Origin of the sequence: Paenibacillus rubinfantis (assembly GCF_001486505.1) — a bacterium.
Lineage (GTDB): Bacteria > Bacillota > Bacilli > Paenibacillales > Paenibacillaceae > Fontibacillus > Fontibacillus rubinfantis.
Genome location: NZ_LN909063.1, coordinates 96,456 through 111,607, shown reverse-complemented (window position 1 = coordinate 111,607; position 15,152 = coordinate 96,456). Strand labels below are relative to the sequence as shown.

The following is a 15,152-nucleotide window of genomic DNA, read 5'->3' as shown; positions in this document are numbered from 1 at the left end:
GCGGATATGTTCCCCAGGTATTCGTTAAAGCTTCTGGAGATGGGTGTTCCTAAATGAAGAATCCGGATATTTCAGCCCCGCACCAATGGCTCGATCCATACAGATATGAGCGATCCAGATCATCGACCCTAAGAGCAAATCGTCGTTTGACCAATATAAATAACCTAAAGCGAGGAGCAGCGGAAAAATCAGGGTATGACCGAGATTGTAAACCATCGCGCCTATTTTCTTATTTATGGTGAAACCCAACATAGTAAGATCCGGCACGAACAAAAGAGCCACAAACCACCATATCGGAAAGTGGAGATGCAGGTAAGTCAATAAGGCAAGCACAAAGGCAAGGGCATATTCAACATGGATAATTTGTTTATTCGTCATCCTCTCTCTCCTCCAAATCCTGTTGAAATAAACTAAGCAATCGCTCTTGAATATCGTCTATGTTTTCTAGATACTCCACTTCGCTGGCAAGTACCTTCATGGTTTGCACTACTTTTAATGCGCGTTGGTAAAACTGGATTTTCTCCTCGAGTCTCCTGATTTTCTGATTCAATAACGATACGGTTGTATCCTTACACTCAGTTGATAGGGATGGAATGACTCGTAATTGAAATAACTGCTGAATTTCTTTTATGGTAAAGCCTAATTGCTTTAATACGATGATCAGCTGGATCTGTTTTTCACAGGCATCATCATATTCCCGATACCCGTTTTCCCGGCGAATGGGGTTTAATAAGTTCTCTTTCTCATAATAACGAAGGGTATCCGTTTGAACTTGATATTTGCTCGCAAAATCCTTGATTTTCATATTAGCCCCCTTTCCAGTTCGATCATAACATTGGAGTAAGGTCCAGGGTCAATGGCTGCATCCTGATGATTCCGAAATTAAAAAAAGAGGAGAAAGATGACCCTTCTCCCCCTCTAACTTGACGATTCAATTGAACCCGCCGTTTACGCGGATCGTCTGCCCTGTGATCCAACGGGCCTTGTCACTGATGAGCAACTCGATCGCATTGGCAATGTCCTCCGGTTCTCCAAGCCGCCCAAAGGCATTCATTCGACGATAGGAGTCAATCAACTCCTCCGACTTCCCTTCCAGGAATAACTCGGTTGATACTTGCCCAGGCGCGATGCAATTCATGATGATATCCTTCGTCCCGAATTCTTTGGCTAATTGGCGGGTTAACTGCTCCACGGCACCTTTGGTTGCGGCATAGACGCTATAAGTCGGCAGCATGGCGCCCGACACCGAGGTCGAGAGGTTGATAATCGATCCGCCTTTTCTCATGTGCTTCATCGCTTGTTGGCAAGCGAAGTAGGTTCCTTTTACGTTAATATTAAATTGCCGATCAAACATCTCCTCGGTTACGTCCGGGATAGCCGCATTGAACATAGCGCCGGCATTGTTCACCAATATATCTATACCTCCGAATTGCTCAAGAGCCGCCGAAAATAAGGCTTCGACTTCGCTCACTTTACTTACGTCGCCTCGAACGGCTATCGCTTCGCCGCCAAGCGTCTCAATGATTTGGACGACCTCGTCGGCTTTCTCTTGGTTGGAGGAATAATTAACGACCACTTTTATACCTGACCGTGCCAATTGAATCGCCACTTGCCTCCCGATGCCCCGGGACGCACCTGTGACGATAGCCACTTTTCCACTCAAACTCATCTATATCTCTCCCTTATCCTCGCTTAGGCCGTAGGATGATCTAGCAACCTTATACCTGCATTGTAATCCATATCTGCATCATCCCGTTACATCATACCTATTCACTTCTTGCCTATTTCTCTTCCGATCGTTAATATATACAGCAAACCGCACCTTACGGGAAAGGAGCCTTCTGATTTGGAGGAATCACTGCATATTCAGCAACCTTTGCAGCAAATGGTTAGTTTGATACGTCGCCATGCCCCCTCGGGCGGTACGCATTCTACGCGGGTACCTTCTTTACAGCTCATGCATGCTACGGAGCTGGCAGAACCCTTAGAGTCGGTATATAAGCCATCCATTTGTGTCATTGCCCAAGGAGCCAAAACAGCAACGCTATCCAATGAAACCTACCGTTACGATCCATCCACTTACCTGGTCACTTCTGTCGAACTGCCCATTAAAGGCAGAATCACCGAGGCGTCGCTTGAAACTCCATTTTTAGGCGTAAAGCTAAGCTTTGATACCGATGTTATCCTGGATATGGTAAAAGGAATGGGGGACTCCCTGTTGATTCCCGATGAAACGTTACCAGGGATAACGATATCCCAGACGTCTCAAGACTTACTCCAAGCGATCGTGCGGCTCCTGCAGTTGCTGGACAAACCACGGGACATTCCTGTTTTGGCCCCTCTCGTTCTCCGGGAAATTCTATATCGCGTTCTCGAAGGCGAACACGGTAAACATTTTCACCAATTCGCGATCATCGGCAGCCATGCGCACAGAATAGCTCAAGCCATCCGACGGATCACCGAGCAATATCATCAACCCCTTGTCATAGAGCAGCTGGCCAAGTCCGTGAATATGAGCACATCGGCATTTCATAAACATTTCAAGCGTGTCACGACAATGAGTCCGTTGCAATATCAGAAAGTGATTCGTCTGCAGGAAGCTCGGCGATTAATGTTAACGGAATCGTTGCAAGCCTCCGACGCCGCGTTCCGGGTAGGTTATGAAAGCCCCTCCCAGTTTAGCCGAGAATACGCCCGTAAATATGGGAGACCTCCCATGTTAGATATTCAACAGCTTCTCAGCTCATCCAAAAGCAAACAAGCATTAGAGAACGATTAACGTCTCTAATGCTTGTTGCTTTTTTGACTCACTCATTTGGGAGGGTCGTTTATCACCAGGGAAGCGGACCATACACGTTTGAAAATGTGCCCGTTGGGCCATTCTCGTCAAGGAGCGCGAGGCGCACCGGTTCATGTGCGGCCTGTTCGACAGTTCGAGTCCCCGCGAAGTTATTAAAATCCGTCCCTGTAAAGCCCGGACATGCCGCATTTACCTTGATGCCTGTCGACTCCAGTTCAATGGGCAAAGGCAAGGGTTACAGCATTATGAGCCGCTTTGGAAGGGCTGTAAGTTGCGGTGAAAACCGAGCGATGCGGAAAATTCGGATCCGAGTTGGTCGTAAGGGATCCGGATTCGCTCGATATGTTGACGATCCTTCCTGCCGGTGCTTCACGTAGGAGCGGCAACATCGCTTGGGTAACGGCGATTACGCCAAATACGTTCGTCTCGAACACAGCTCGCACTTCATCGAGCTTCACAATACTTGGAAGGCTATCCTTTACTACCTCCTCTAGCGACTTGCCCGGCTTTCCGGCATGCGAGATGCCCGCATTATTGACAAGTACATCGAGAAAGGCCATCCGCTCTATTCTTAGGCTAAAAGGCCTTCTTGAAAGGTCCGGTATACGACTCGGTTGCATTCAAATCACACCCTATCCTCTTTCATTGTAGCTTGCCTTCGCGCAGCAATTCGATGGATTTTGCAATACGCCGCTGTCTGGTTTCGGGGCTTTTGGCCCCCTCAATATTCAATACGAACCGGCGCTTGTTGCTATAGGATAAGCCTTCGAAAAATGTCTTGGCCTCTTCATATGAATTTAGGGCCTCCTCGAAATCATTTGGCACGCTTAACTCACGTGGCGTGGTGTCAAGTTCAAGCTCAACCTCGATTTCATCACCCGCCTGAAGGCCCGCCGCTTCGCGATGCTCCTTACTAACCGGCAGCATGAATTTTCCACCCATCGTCCCAATCGTGCTGCGGTAGGTATAAGCACCAAGCGTCACTTTAACAGCCGGCTTCTTGCCTCCTCCGAGCGCCTCCACAATTCCTTCCGGGACTTCAATGCCGGTCGCAGTTTTCCGGCTGAGTTGAAGCGTCGCTTTAAATTTCATAAGGTTACCCTCCGTTTAATCACTTGCTATTCAAATAGCTGGCCGTATAGGCAACGAATTCATATAGCAAATAACCCTTGCTTCTCTTCCCATCGCCAATTATAACTGCGATTAAGTAACGTGACGTTACGTCACTTAAAAGACGAAGGTTCAGAGGGGATGAACTGTTACATGAATAATCAAAGGGTTGTCTTGGTCACCTGAGCATCAGCAGGGATCGGTAAAGCCAACGTGGAGTTGCTCTTTAGGACTTGGATGAAAAAGAGAAGACACCGGGGGAGGTGCCCGGCGTCTTCTTTGCGTTGTTGCGGATGACCAGCAAAAATGGCGACTTAGGATGTTTTCGTGTTATTTTTCACATGCACTAGAATTTTACAATGCTAAGTTAATATTGTATATCTTACCCTACTTTAGGAGGTAATAGAATGAGCAAGTACGATGAAGCCATGAAGTTGCTGGAAGAACAAGTGGGTAACAAGGACTGCCTGATCTCTCTGTCTACCATCGCACTGGAACCCGGGGCTAATGGCAACAGCCGTCCCGCCGCTCGCATTGTAGACGCCTATTATGAGGACGGTGCGTTCTTCACCGTTACCTACGCGACCTCAAACAAGATGCAGCAGATCGCCCAAAACCCCGAAGTTGCCATTTGTATTATCGTCGAGAACTTTACGGCTGATGGGATTGGTGAAAACCTGGGCTGGGTATGTGACGAGAAAAATGCGGAGATGATGACAAAGCTGCGCACAATATTCGCTACGTGGTACAACGAAGCCAATAACGACGATGACCCTAACACCTGCCTGCTGCGTATCCGCCTGACAAAGGGCCTGTGGAATGACGCCCATAAAGGGATCCGAACGGAGATTGATTTTGTCAATAAGACGGTAAATTAAGTAGACATTTGATAACAGACCCTATTAGCTCGAAGGGAGTGTGTGGACACTCCCTTTTTTTTGCCGTTTTTTATGATAGGGTTCCCGTGCTGGCCTGATATACTTCCAAGTGCGCTCGAATTAAGCGGCCCCGGTTTATCACAAAACGTCTTTTCCATAAACACTTGCTATTCGCAAATTAATCAGTTATGCTGATTATATAATAAACAGATTATTTATGGTGGTGATTATTAGGTTGAACAAATGGAATCAATCTTATGGTTTTCTGCTTGGAAAAGTTCTGCAACAAATGGAAAACAAGTTTGCGGAAGGACTGCTCCCCTTTCATATTAATGCAAGACAATATGGGGTGCTTTTATTTATCCAGGAAAACCCTCATTCGTCGCAAAAGGACATCTCAGACAACCTACAAATCGACAGGACTACGATGGTAAGCCACATTGACCATTTGGAATCTTTAGGATTTGTAGAGCGAGCAAAAAACCCTACGGATCGAAGATCCTATAGTCTTTTGATTACTGACAAGGGAAATGAAGTATTGGATTCACGTTGGGAGTTTTTAAGCCATATTGAATTAGGCGTTCTAGCCCCTTTAACTCTGCAAGAGAAGCAAATCCTTAAAGATTTGCTTGTTAAAGTTTGGAAATCACTATAAAGAAACGGAGTGTCGAGAAGATGAATGCACTTGATTATTTTAATGCACGGCTTGAAGCAACTATAAGCCCTATGGATTATATGAGATCCAAGCAAGCGGATCCGGAGAAATACTTCTTGATCGATGTTAGAAATGGTCCAACTCATGTGAGAAGTACAACCATTCAGGATGCTCATGTTATACCTGAACAAGAATTGGCAAACCGAGTAAATGAAATACCCAAGGATAAGGAAATTATCGTTTACTGCTGGGATGTCTGGTGCAATACTGCGGCCAAAGTAGCAAAGTCTTTGTTGGAACAAGGTTATACAGTTAAGGAGTTGACCGGAGGAATTGCGGCATGGCAAGAAATGAACTTCCCTGTCTCAGACACAACAAAGGTGGATCAAATATCTGATCATTGTGGATGTTAATTCAATGCACACGCACTCCTATTTGGAAGACGCCGGGCCCTTTCCCGGCGTTTCTTTTCGCAATTATTGTGAATCGAATCACAATTCGGATGATGATTAATGCTATCATTATTAACTATTAGATGCATCCCCTTAAGGGAGATTCCATAAAGGAGGCTTTTGCATGTCTACAGAAAAACTATCAGAACTAATTAGTCCTGATGCTGTCATAAATTTTGAAACGGGTGCGATTCAAGCAAGCACTTTGGATTCAATAATTAATCTATTACCGTTTGAAATGGGGTTTTGCGATGCTAACGATATTTTTCGCTGGTATTCCAATAATCCAAACCGTATCCATGGCCGTCGTAAAGAAGCCATTGGTCGCCATGTGCTTGAGCTTCACCCCAAAGTGGCCCATCACGTTGAAAAATTGTTGAATGACTTTCGTTCAGGAGCACGCGATGAATGGGAATTTTGGTTCCCCAAACGATCTGGGGAATCCGGCCAAATTTATCAAAAATTCATGGCTGTTCGGGATAAAAACGGAACCTATCTCGGCTGTATGGATGTTACCGTGAATATTGACCTTTTCCGAGGAAAAGAAGGTAAACATACGCCTGAAACGATTGACGAGTTTATAGCTGTTCATCCTAAATGAAAATAGCCGTCAACATCATAACTCTCGTGACCATTGCCGTTCGGATCCGCGACCGAATCGTCGATTGGATCCGATCGGTTTTGGTCACTTCATCCCTCGATTCCCGCCTCGATTAGCTTCCAGACACCCTCGAATTCCGCCTTGAAATCCATACGCGACCAATTGTCTGCATGAGCTGGCGAGGAAAAATAAGAAAAGGCCAGCAGAATAGCCTGCAGCCGTCCCATGTCTTCAATGCCGCTCGCCGCCTTAAGGCTGCGCAACAAATCACCGATGTGCCGAACGAGAGTTGCCGGATTTTGATCGATGTAGGTTGTATATAACTTAAACATTTCAGGCTCGCGAACATAGGCTTCATATTTTGATTGACTTAATACCCATAGCCATTCATGAACGATCTCCTTCTTGGACGAGTACATGCCCGTGTCAAATGGAAATAGCCGTGCCAGTTCATGGTCCAACCAGGACAGCGCAAGCTCAGTCCACAGTTCTTCCTTACCGGAAAAATACTTGTAGATCGCAGCATGCGTCGTCCCGAGCTCAGAGCCGACTTTGGACAGATTCACTTTCTCCATCCCGTGTTCAACAACCATTCGATGTGCGGTTTCCAAAATAAGTTCTCTGCTTAAAGTTTTCATAGCTTTATTATACAAAATGAAACCCTTGGTTACAAATGTTGACTTTTGTAACTCACCAATGTATATTTAGGTCATTCGCTAGTTACAAATTTCAAAAAACGTAACTCAAAAGGAGCGTTAATAATGAAGCTTTCGAATCGTACAATTGTTGTTACAGGCGGCACATCGGGTATCGGTCTTGCTTTCGCCTTGAACTTTTTGAATCGGGGGAATAAAGTTATCGTCATTGGCCGGAGCCAGGCAACACTTGATCAAGTGACGAGTAACCATAAAGGGCTTATCGGGCTGCAAGGCGATGTCTCGAATCCAAACTCCGTCCGTGAATTAGCCGCATTTCTTCGTGGACGCCATCCGGAAGTCTCTATTCTATTCAACTCGGCAGGTTTAATGCGCGCATTCGAAGTCCTGGACAATAACCCCGAATTGGAGCAAACTGTCGCAGAGGTTGAAACGAATTTAAACGGGACGATCTGGATGACGCAAGCGCTGCTCCCGCAATTGGCCCAACAAAACGAAGCCATGATCGTCACCGTAAGCTCAGGTCTTTCCTACGTCACTTCCCCCATTCATCCCATCTATTCAGCTACCAAAGCGGGAGTGCATATGTTTACCGATGCGCTGCGAATCCAACTCAAGAAATCGGGGCGTACTGTTCATGTGATGGAGCTTGTCCCACCTCTCGTTGCAGAAACCAATCTTCAACCTGACACGCAAAGCAACGCCGGCGTCCCCAATATGAGTCTAGATACACTTGTAAAGCAAGGGGTTCAAGGGATGGAGAAGAATAAAAAAAGGGTGGTTCCGGGTTTCTCCAAATTTTTGCGCTTTGCAGGAAAATATTTTCCGGATACCCTTTCAAATGCAATGGCGCGGCGCTAAGAACTAAGAACGTGCACGATACTTTTCATCATAAACGCCTATCCCAGCAGTTCTTTGGCTCCGTTCATCATTAAGGGCAGCGCCTGTTCAACGAACGATTCCGCACGGATTAGGCGCCCCTCCTTATTCCAATCATTAGCCGCACCATACATCCCCCAACTTAACAGAATAGAAGCGGTATTCATCAAGAATGGCACGTTGGGTTTCGATAGTATCTTGTCTTCGTCTAGCAAGGAAAGCAGGATCGTTTGAATTTTTTTCTTGATTTGAGTCTCGAATGCAGGCACAAGCGAGGGATTTCTTCTTTTGCATATTGTACCTAGTTCCTCATGAAATTCGCATAACCCCAGAAAAAGACTCCGAATGGTTTCCTCACTCAACCTTTCATGACCCCTGATTCTACGATCGATGATCTTCATAAAGGATTCCATGAGTCGGGCCTCAAGAATATCGTATTTATCTACAAAATGCGCATAAAAAGTCGCTCTGTTCACAGTAGCCCGCTCGGCAATATCCCTAACGGTTATCGTATCAAAGTCTTTTTCCTGAATTAAGGAATCAAAAGCGTCCTGAAGAAGCCGCCGCGTACGTATCACACGAGGATCGGCTTGATTCTTACTCATTGTCATGGTTAAGCCCCCAGTAAAACGACAGTTTAGAAGCGGTGTTGCCTATACAACGGATCATCGTGATTGATGATTGCGAACCGTTCCGTGGATAGTATAGCATACAAATACAACACGCGTTGTTCAGACGACAGTGTCGGTTTAACAAATGGAGGAGTGAACGGTGATGGTTTCTCGTTATCGACAAAAATATCATTTTTTACAACATCAGGAGTGTGAGTTATGAAGAGCACATGGAAAGTTTATGTTCTGGTCTTGATCACCTTTTTAGTGGGGACTTCCAATTATGTTATCTCGGGGATTTTGGACCGGATCGCAGAGGCATTAGGAACCAGCGTCGCGGCAGCAGGCCAGCTCATTACGGTCTATTCCCTGGCCTATGCGATTGGCACACCTATATTCATGGCACTGACGGCTAAAATGGACCGGCGTCAACTCCTCCTTTATTCGCTAGGCTTCTTCATTCTTGCAAATCTGCTGACATTTCTAGGGTCCGGCTTTGGCTTCTTCCTTACGGCGAGAATCATTACTGCGTTAGGCGCCGGAGTGGTGACGGTTAACGCGCTAAGTCTCGCCGCTAAAATCGCTCCACCAGGCAAGCAAGCCAGTGCGATCGCCAACGTCACCATGGGATTAACGGCATCGCTTATTATCGGAGTCCCGCTCGGCAGAATGGTCGCCTCGGCTTTTGGCTGGAAAGCTGTATTTCTGGCCATCGCCATCGTCGGGGTCATTGGGATGTTTGTTATTTCTGCTGTTTTCCCACGTATTCAGGGGGACAAGCCGGTTCGTTTGATCAAACAATTTGCCTTGTTAAAAAAACCTCCGGTTTTAATCGCCTTGGCGATTACTTTCTTCTGGTTAGGTGGATATTCTCTCGCTTATACCTATATCTCCCCATTCCTGCTAGAGGTGTCTCATTTAAATGAATCCTTGATCAGTGCAGCCTTGCTCGCGTTCGGTATTGCCAGCTTGATCGGGTCGAAAGTCGGCGGCTACAGCGCGGATCAACGCGGCATTCGATTCACACTCGTTTCAGGAATGGTGCTTCACGTCATTTCTTTGATTTTGCTATCCTTCGTCAGCCAATCGGTCATGGCCATATTCGCTATTTTAATCCTCTGGTCGGTTGCCGCTTGGTCGTCCGCTCCGGCACAGCAATTCAATCTGGTCACACTCGTTCCAGAATCCTCAAGCATTATGCTGAGCTTGAACAGCTCCATGATGCAGCTTGCCATGGCGGCCGGTGCAGGAATCGGCGGGCTGATCGTTGAGCAGACTTCTCTCGCATCCCTTACTTGGTTTGGGATACTCGGCGTACTCATTGCCATCATAGCCGTATTTGTCTTGTCCGCCATGTCCTCACGGTCATCGGCAGCGCAGTCAGCGAATTAAGAATGCAGAAAGAACTCTCCAAAGAGGGAGAGTTCTTAGTGTCCACGGGTGATGTGAGCCAACTACCGTTTGTTGGAGATGACATTGTCCAAAAACTGATCCGCATCACGATTAAACTTCCAGCAAACCCCAAATTTATCCACCAGCATCCCGAAGCAGGATGACCAAGGAGTACTGGATAACGGCATGATCACATAGCCGCCAACCGAGAGATGATTAAAGTAAGTCTCCAGTTTTTGTTTATCCTCATAGACCAAACTAATCCATACGTTGTTTCCTTTCACCAACTCACCTGTTGTGCTCTTCATAGAAGGCAACAAGTCCGACATCATGATTTTCCCACCTGCGAATTCGATTGAAGACTCCATAATCATATTTAATTCATTTTCGGGAAGCGGGTAGTTTGGATCTTGCGGGAAGTTCTTAAATTTAACTTTTTTCACTTCGGTAGCCTGAAGAGCCTCCGAATAAAATTCAATCGCTTGTTCGGCGACCCCATCAAAGTTCAAATATGCAATAGCAGACATCCAGTATTACCTCCTTTTTGTGATACCTGTAGTATAATAGACAAAAGGTGACATCTTATTGTCACCTTTCAGAAATGAAGTACAAAAAGAGGGCCCGCGATGGATAAAGTGGAAAGACTCATTTCGATAATCATGATTTTGCTAAAAAAAGAAGTTGTTTCGGCAACGGAATTTTCAGAGCTGTTCAATGTCTCCAAAAGAACCATTCTTCGCGATATGGAAACATTGAGCTTAGCAAACATCCCGATCTACTCGATCCAAGGGGTGAATGGCGGCTATGGCATCATGGATGAGTACAAGGTGGATAAACGCCTTTTAAGCAGCTCAGATTTAGAGAATATATTAACGGCGCTCGGTGGATTGGAACAAATTCTCTTGACCGGGGAAGTGGAAAGAACGATAAAAAAAATAGAGGCAATGGTCAGTCCATTGTCTCTACGTCGTTCCATTCAACTGTCGTTTTATGATTGGGAAGGTCGGTCCGAGATGCTTGAAACCTTAAAAATATGCCAAGACTCTATTTTGAAGAAAAGGCTGGTTTCGTTTGATTATACAGATAAAGACGGGGTTGTAACGAATCGAATGGTCGAGCCTTATGCGCTGCATTTTAGTGAATCGAGTTGGTACTTGAGGGGGTTTTGTTTACATCGACAGGGATATCGAACATTCAAATTATCACGGATCGATCATATCACTGTGGATGAACGTGGGTTTCAACCCAGAGACGATTGGTCAGAGCAAGGACACGAAGCCAATTATATCCCGCAGCTCGTCATGATTAAGGCATGGATATCGCCCAGCATAAAAGATCAAATCATCGAAAGGTATGGTCGAAAGAGTATTGAAGAGCCTGGTTCTGGACATTTCTTAGGCACCCTTTATGTCCCCCAAAACCCTACGGGCTTTCAATTTTTAGCAAGCTTCGGCACTCAACTTAAAGTTCTAGAGCCCACAACCTACGTAGAAGACTTTCGAAATTACCTATCTCAGATGATGGAGAACTATTCCTGAGGCGGTCTCGTCTTACAATCTGCTCTCCAATAGACTCCGCAAACGTACAGCCGTATCCGTTGAAGCGGTATAAATCATGATCTTCAGGTCCGGATGGGTCGGCGGCTGCAAGGTTACATGTTCGAATTCCATCTCTCCGATCCGAGGATCGTAGCTCCGTTTATGGCGATCCGTTGCGACCTGAACGTCATGCAGCGGCCAGAGCTCGCGAAACAACCGGCTGGTCTGCATAAATTCATCGATCAGCTCCTTAAACCTGGCATCATTCGGGAATTGCGCATAATCCGCACGAAAGTGGGCAATCAAGACGCGTGCCTTGACTTCCCAATCCTTGATTTTCGATCCTAGCTCGGGGTCCGACAAAAGATGTCTCATCCAATGAGGTCTCTCCCCTAGGTTATTTGAAAACACCGGCAATCGGAAAACGAGCTCGGCCGCACGGTTCCATAGCAATAAATCCCAATATCGACCGATAATGAATGCCGGATGCGGATCCAAAGCCCGTATCATCTGTTCCAAACCGGCCGTTAATTGCTGACTCTCTTCCTTCTCCTGGGGACTCGGTCTTGCGAGAAGATGGAGATGACGACGTTCATCCTCGGTTAATCGCAGCGCTTTAGCAATATTATTAAGTACATCCTCCGAGGGATTAACGCTTCGGCCTTGTTCCAGAGAGGTATACCATGATGTTCCGATGTGGGCTAGTTGTGCGACTTCATCCCTTCGAAGACCCGCAGTTCGTCGCCGTCCATAGGATACTAACCCTACCTCTTCCGGAGTCAGACGTTCTCGACGTGAACGCAGAAATTCGCCTAACGCCTTCCTAGAGTTGACCTCTTCCATATCCAACTCCTCCCTCCTATCCTGACACTTCCAATCGTACGATAAACGCAGGAAGGAAGCGGCTTGCTTATTTTATTATACTGCTCGTGTAGCATCTAATAAAACGCAGGAGGAAGGAAAATGAACGTTTTTGTAACGGGAGCCACTGGTAAAGTAGGAAGCCGATTTGTTCCGCGTCTGTTGCAGCGCGGTCATCACGTTAAACTGTTGGTTAGGGATGCTGCCAAGGCCGATGGGCTTCACCAGCAAGGGGCTGAAGTCATTGAAGGCGACCTTTTGCAGCCGGACCTTTATATTGAGGCACTCAAGGGTACGGATGTTGTCTTTCACTTGGCAGCCCAGTTTCGTGGAGTAGACGAGAACACCACTAGAACGGCAAACTTCGATGGAACCCTAACCCTAGCTCGTGCTGCTTTAGAAACAAATGTGCCAAGGTTTGTTTTCTCCAGTACCAATAATGTTTACGGTTCGGTGGTCCGTACGAGACCAAGTCGTGAAGATGACGAGCTCCGGCCTACCCATGCTTACCCTCAAAGCAAAGTGGAAGCCGAGAAGGCGCTGCTGCGGCTTCATCATGAACAGGGATTGGGCGTACGCATCGTACGGTTTCCATTTGTTTATGGCGAGCGCGATCCTCACATCACCGAGGTGTTGCCGATCTTCCGGAACTGGAATCCAGCCAAGCGAATTCATATGGCTCACCATGCGGATGTAAGCCAAGCCTTGATGCTCGCCGCATTCACGCCGGGGATTGATGGCCGAATCTACAACGTAGCCGACGATGCGCCGATTTCCGTTTTGGAGCTGTTTCAACTTCATCATAGCGAAGTGTCGCCGGAAGCGCTGCAACAGGATTATGATCCATGGGACATGATCGTGGATACGACGCGGATCAGAGAGGAATTACAGTATCGACCGATTTACCCGTCGTTCTATTCGGCAAGAGATGCCGGAGCATTATGATGCGGCCTCTATTCGAGTGATGCTTAGACAGGCTTAAATACCATCAGTACAATCAACATCATCACAACAATATTAGCGACAATCTCCAGGAGCAGGGAGCGCCGGCGGCTTCCCCGGTAGGCATCAGGCAATGCGCCGCTCTGAATCGGTTCCAGATTAGCCCGTTGCTGCTTAATACCAGTTGGAAGTAAGACAGCCATGATGACAACAATCACGACAAAGAGGGCAATCGCGACCCAATACCATAACTGTTGGAACAAATACGGCTGTTCGTACCCTAGCGCCAGCCCCGTAAGGAACATCAGCGTGCCTCCGATTTTCGGTAAGACTGCCAGCTTCTCCATCAGCGTCAAGCCGAACTTCGCCTGCTCCGTCGTCCGGACGCCACTCATGATGAGCGGATACCCAACAACGGGGACCGTAGCCGTTATCGCGGAGATAATGTGTAAGAACAACCAGTAGTTATACATCCATACCTTCTCTCCGGTAAGCGATCCCCACTCGTTTCTGTTTGAAGGGGCTGTCAGCCTCCAGATTGTTCAGCATACAGGCAACCACATCGTTATAAGCGATATCAAGCTCCTGAATTCGACTGAATATTTGACCCGCCAGTTCCTGCTCTGATAGATCCTTTACAGATTCCGAAAACGAAAGGGGAATGCGGTCGACCGTTATGATCAAACGATCGGCTGCATCTGCCCCTGGGGTCTCTATCATGGTGCCGGGGCACATAATGGACCAATCCAACTGGGTCTGGCGGAGCCGGTCTAGATTTCGCTGATGAATAAGGAACACGGGGGGTAAGCCTGGAAGCTCATTCCCAGTTAATCCGGTATTCGCAATCTCCAACAATCCCGCTCCCCCCATGATCCATATACGACCGGAGAAATGGGGATGACCCTCGCACTGAGTGACGATGTTGTCAACAATGCGGATGAACTCCTCACCTTGGCCCGCACTCCCGGCCGCAATGACGGCCGCATCCTGATGAGTCAGCGCCTCGTAGACACTTTGCGGATCGAGAATATCCTTCGCAGTTATTTTCACTTGCGCGGCAATTCTCTCGCCTTGCTGCTCGAGTAGCTTCTCTGGACTCCGAACATAAGCAGTCATTTCATGTCCCTTTTTTACCCCCGCCGCCAGTACCCTCTTCCCTGTATTCCCCGTTGCTCCAAACACAATGATTCTCATCGTACTCTCCATCCTCCTCCTCGTGATTTATTGGCGCTTGTTAATTGACCCCAATTTAGCATCCGTCATATAATCTTGTAAAGAACGCACCTTTATGTAGGGAACTTACTTTAATGTAAGTTGATGAGAGGAGGCAGCGTGTGGAAGCGAGAGAGCCGATTGCATCCGATGAACAATGCCCCATAGAAACAGTCATTCATGTTGTCGGGGGGAAGTGGAAGCCGACCATCATGTGGCATCTGCTGGATTCCACGATGCGCTTCAGCGAACTGGAGAAGAAGATTCCGAATGTGACACAGAAAATGCTGGCCCAACACTTGAGGGAACTGGAGAATCAGGGTATTGTTACGCGCACCATTTATCCCAGTGTTCCCCCAAAAGTAGAGTACTCCCTCAGCGAATATGGAAGGACGCTTGTACCGGTTCTGCAGTCTATGTGCGATTGGGGCAGGAACCACAATCGACTTGCCAGCGATATGCCGAATCGGTAAAGACGACTACGACAAGCCCATCAGCTTGGAATCTTTCTCGAGTTTCTGTCTATTTCAACCCATATACGGTTCCTCGCCGTCTGTAACGGCAA

Annotated in this window: 21 protein-coding genes; 10 read left to right on the top strand and 11 right to left on the bottom strand. The window is 47.1% G+C overall.

Annotated features, from left to right (window positions below):
* Positions 1-24: 24 nt before the first annotated feature.
* From BN3277_RS05545 to BN3277_RS05535, 3 genes are all read right to left on the bottom strand, one after another.
* Positions 25-378 (bottom strand): DUF4260 domain-containing protein, encoded by a 354-nt coding sequence (locus BN3277_RS05545; protein ID WP_059041297.1) that lies wholly within the window; start codon positions 376-378, stop codon positions 25-27.
* Positions 368-805, bottom strand: coding sequence for a MerR family transcriptional regulator (locus BN3277_RS05540; protein WP_059041296.1), 438 nt, complete (start codon positions 803-805; stop codon positions 368-370). The genes BN3277_RS05545 and BN3277_RS05540 overlap by 11 nt, the downstream gene beginning before the upstream one ends.
* A 126-nt stretch (positions 806-931) precedes the next feature.
* Positions 932-1,669: an SDR family oxidoreductase gene (locus BN3277_RS05535; protein WP_059041295.1), complete on the bottom strand. Its 738-nt coding sequence runs from the start codon at positions 1,667-1,669 to the stop codon at positions 932-934.
* 177 nt (positions 1,670-1,846) lie between these two features.
* On the opposite strand from BN3277_RS05535, the gene BN3277_RS05530 reads away from it, so the two are divergent.
* Entirely contained in the window at positions 1,847-2,779 is a 933-nt protein-coding gene (locus BN3277_RS05530; RefSeq protein ID WP_187380037.1) for an AraC family transcriptional regulator, read from the top strand.
* A gap of 236 nt (positions 2,780-3,015) precedes the next feature.
* Here the strand turns inward: BN3277_RS05530 and BN3277_RS24965 are convergent, their stop codons facing one another.
* Both BN3277_RS24965 and BN3277_RS05520 read right to left on the bottom strand, forming a co-directional pair.
* The gene (locus BN3277_RS24965; protein ID WP_232436336.1) at positions 3,016-3,420 is read right to left on the bottom strand and encodes an SDR family NAD(P)-dependent oxidoreductase; all 405 of its coding nucleotides are present in this window, start codon (positions 3,418-3,420) and stop codon (positions 3,016-3,018) included.
* Between the two features lie 22 nt (positions 3,421-3,442).
* Positions 3,443-3,892 (bottom strand): YdeI/OmpD-associated family protein, encoded by a 450-nt coding sequence (locus tag BN3277_RS05520; protein WP_059041293.1) that lies wholly within the window; start codon positions 3,890-3,892, stop codon positions 3,443-3,445.
* A gap of 425 nt (positions 3,893-4,317) precedes the next feature.
* Between BN3277_RS05520 and BN3277_RS05515 the strand changes: the two genes are divergently transcribed.
* The 4 genes from BN3277_RS05515 to BN3277_RS05500 all read left to right on the top strand — a co-directional run bounded on the left by BN3277_RS05515 (position 4,318) and on the right by BN3277_RS05500 (position 6,496).
* Positions 4,318-4,788 (top strand): pyridoxamine 5'-phosphate oxidase family protein, encoded by a 471-nt coding sequence (locus BN3277_RS05515; protein WP_059041292.1) that lies wholly within the window; start codon positions 4,318-4,320, stop codon positions 4,786-4,788.
* Between the two features lie 235 nt (positions 4,789-5,023).
* Positions 5,024-5,443 carry a MarR family winged helix-turn-helix transcriptional regulator gene (locus BN3277_RS05510; RefSeq protein ID WP_059041291.1) on the top strand — a complete coding sequence of 140 codons (420 nt, stop codon included), beginning with the start codon at positions 5,024-5,026 and terminating at the stop codon, positions 5,441-5,443.
* A 20-nt stretch (positions 5,444-5,463) separates the two neighbouring features.
* Positions 5,464-5,856, top strand: a complete 393-nt coding sequence (locus BN3277_RS05505; RefSeq protein ID WP_059041290.1) for a rhodanese-like domain-containing protein — start codon at positions 5,464-5,466, stop codon at positions 5,854-5,856.
* A gap of 163 nt (positions 5,857-6,019) precedes the next feature.
* Positions 6,020-6,496: a PAS domain-containing protein gene (locus BN3277_RS05500; protein WP_059041289.1), complete on the top strand. Its 477-nt coding sequence runs from the start codon at positions 6,020-6,022 to the stop codon at positions 6,494-6,496.
* A gap of 89 nt (positions 6,497-6,585) precedes the next feature.
* On the opposite strand, the gene BN3277_RS05495 is transcribed toward BN3277_RS05500, so the two are convergent.
* Entirely contained in the window at positions 6,586-7,107 is a 522-nt protein-coding gene (locus BN3277_RS05495; RefSeq protein WP_082691368.1) for a TetR/AcrR family transcriptional regulator, read from the bottom strand.
* Positions 7,108-7,257: 150 nt separating this feature from the next.
* Here BN3277_RS05495 and BN3277_RS05490 point away from each other — a divergent pair, with 150 nt between their 5' ends.
* On the top strand, positions 7,258-8,013 hold the full coding sequence (locus tag BN3277_RS05490; RefSeq protein ID WP_059041288.1) for an SDR family oxidoreductase: 756 nt from the start codon (positions 7,258-7,260) through the stop codon (positions 8,011-8,013).
* A gap of 38 nt (positions 8,014-8,051) precedes the next feature.
* On the opposite strand, the gene BN3277_RS05485 is transcribed toward BN3277_RS05490, so the two are convergent.
* Positions 8,052-8,642, bottom strand: coding sequence for a TetR/AcrR family transcriptional regulator (locus tag BN3277_RS05485; RefSeq protein ID WP_059041287.1), 591 nt, complete (start codon positions 8,640-8,642; stop codon positions 8,052-8,054).
* A gap of 219 nt (positions 8,643-8,861) precedes the next feature.
* On the opposite strand from BN3277_RS05485, the gene BN3277_RS05480 reads away from it, so the two are divergent.
* Complete coding sequence (locus tag BN3277_RS05480; RefSeq protein ID WP_059041286.1) at positions 8,862-10,034, top strand: MFS transporter; 1,173 nt, start codon at positions 8,862-8,864, stop codon at positions 10,032-10,034.
* Between the two features lie 62 nt (positions 10,035-10,096).
* Here BN3277_RS05480 and BN3277_RS05475 read toward each other — a convergent pair whose 3' ends face one another.
* A complete protein-coding gene (locus BN3277_RS05475) occupies positions 10,097-10,561 on the bottom strand; it encodes a VOC family protein (RefSeq protein WP_059041285.1) in 465 nt (154 codons plus the stop codon).
* Between the two features lie 99 nt (positions 10,562-10,660).
* Between BN3277_RS05475 and BN3277_RS05470 the strand changes: the two genes are divergently transcribed.
* Positions 10,661-11,572, top strand: a complete 912-nt coding sequence (locus BN3277_RS05470) for a helix-turn-helix transcriptional regulator (RefSeq protein ID WP_059041284.1) — start codon at positions 10,661-10,663, stop codon at positions 11,570-11,572.
* A 12-nt stretch (positions 11,573-11,584) separates the two neighbouring features.
* Here BN3277_RS05470 and BN3277_RS05465 read toward each other — a convergent pair whose 3' ends face one another.
* On the bottom strand, positions 11,585-12,415 hold the full coding sequence (locus BN3277_RS05465) for a helix-turn-helix transcriptional regulator (RefSeq protein ID WP_059041283.1): 831 nt from the start codon (positions 12,413-12,415) through the stop codon (positions 11,585-11,587).
* Positions 12,416-12,535: 120 nt separating this feature from the next.
* Between BN3277_RS05465 and BN3277_RS05460 the strand changes: the two genes are divergently transcribed.
* On the top strand, positions 12,536-13,378 hold the full coding sequence (locus tag BN3277_RS05460; RefSeq protein WP_059041282.1) for an NAD-dependent epimerase/dehydratase family protein: 843 nt from the start codon (positions 12,536-12,538) through the stop codon (positions 13,376-13,378).
* 23 nt (positions 13,379-13,401) lie between these two features.
* On the opposite strand, the gene BN3277_RS05455 is transcribed toward BN3277_RS05460, so the two are convergent.
* A complete protein-coding gene (locus BN3277_RS05455) occupies positions 13,402-13,848 on the bottom strand; it encodes a DUF2269 family protein (protein ID WP_059041281.1) in 447 nt (148 codons plus the stop codon).
* The gene (locus BN3277_RS05450; protein ID WP_059041280.1) at positions 13,841-14,569 is read right to left on the bottom strand and encodes an NAD(P)-dependent oxidoreductase; all 729 of its coding nucleotides are present in this window, start codon (positions 14,567-14,569) and stop codon (positions 13,841-13,843) included. Before BN3277_RS05450 ends, BN3277_RS05455 begins: the two co-directional genes overlap by 8 nt.
* Positions 14,570-14,709: 140 nt before the next feature.
* Between BN3277_RS05450 and BN3277_RS05445 the strand changes: the two genes are divergently transcribed.
* Positions 14,710-15,060, top strand: coding sequence for a winged helix-turn-helix transcriptional regulator (locus BN3277_RS05445; RefSeq protein WP_198342948.1), 351 nt, complete (start codon positions 14,710-14,712; stop codon positions 15,058-15,060).
* The last annotated feature ends 92 nt before the right edge of the window (positions 15,061-15,152 follow it).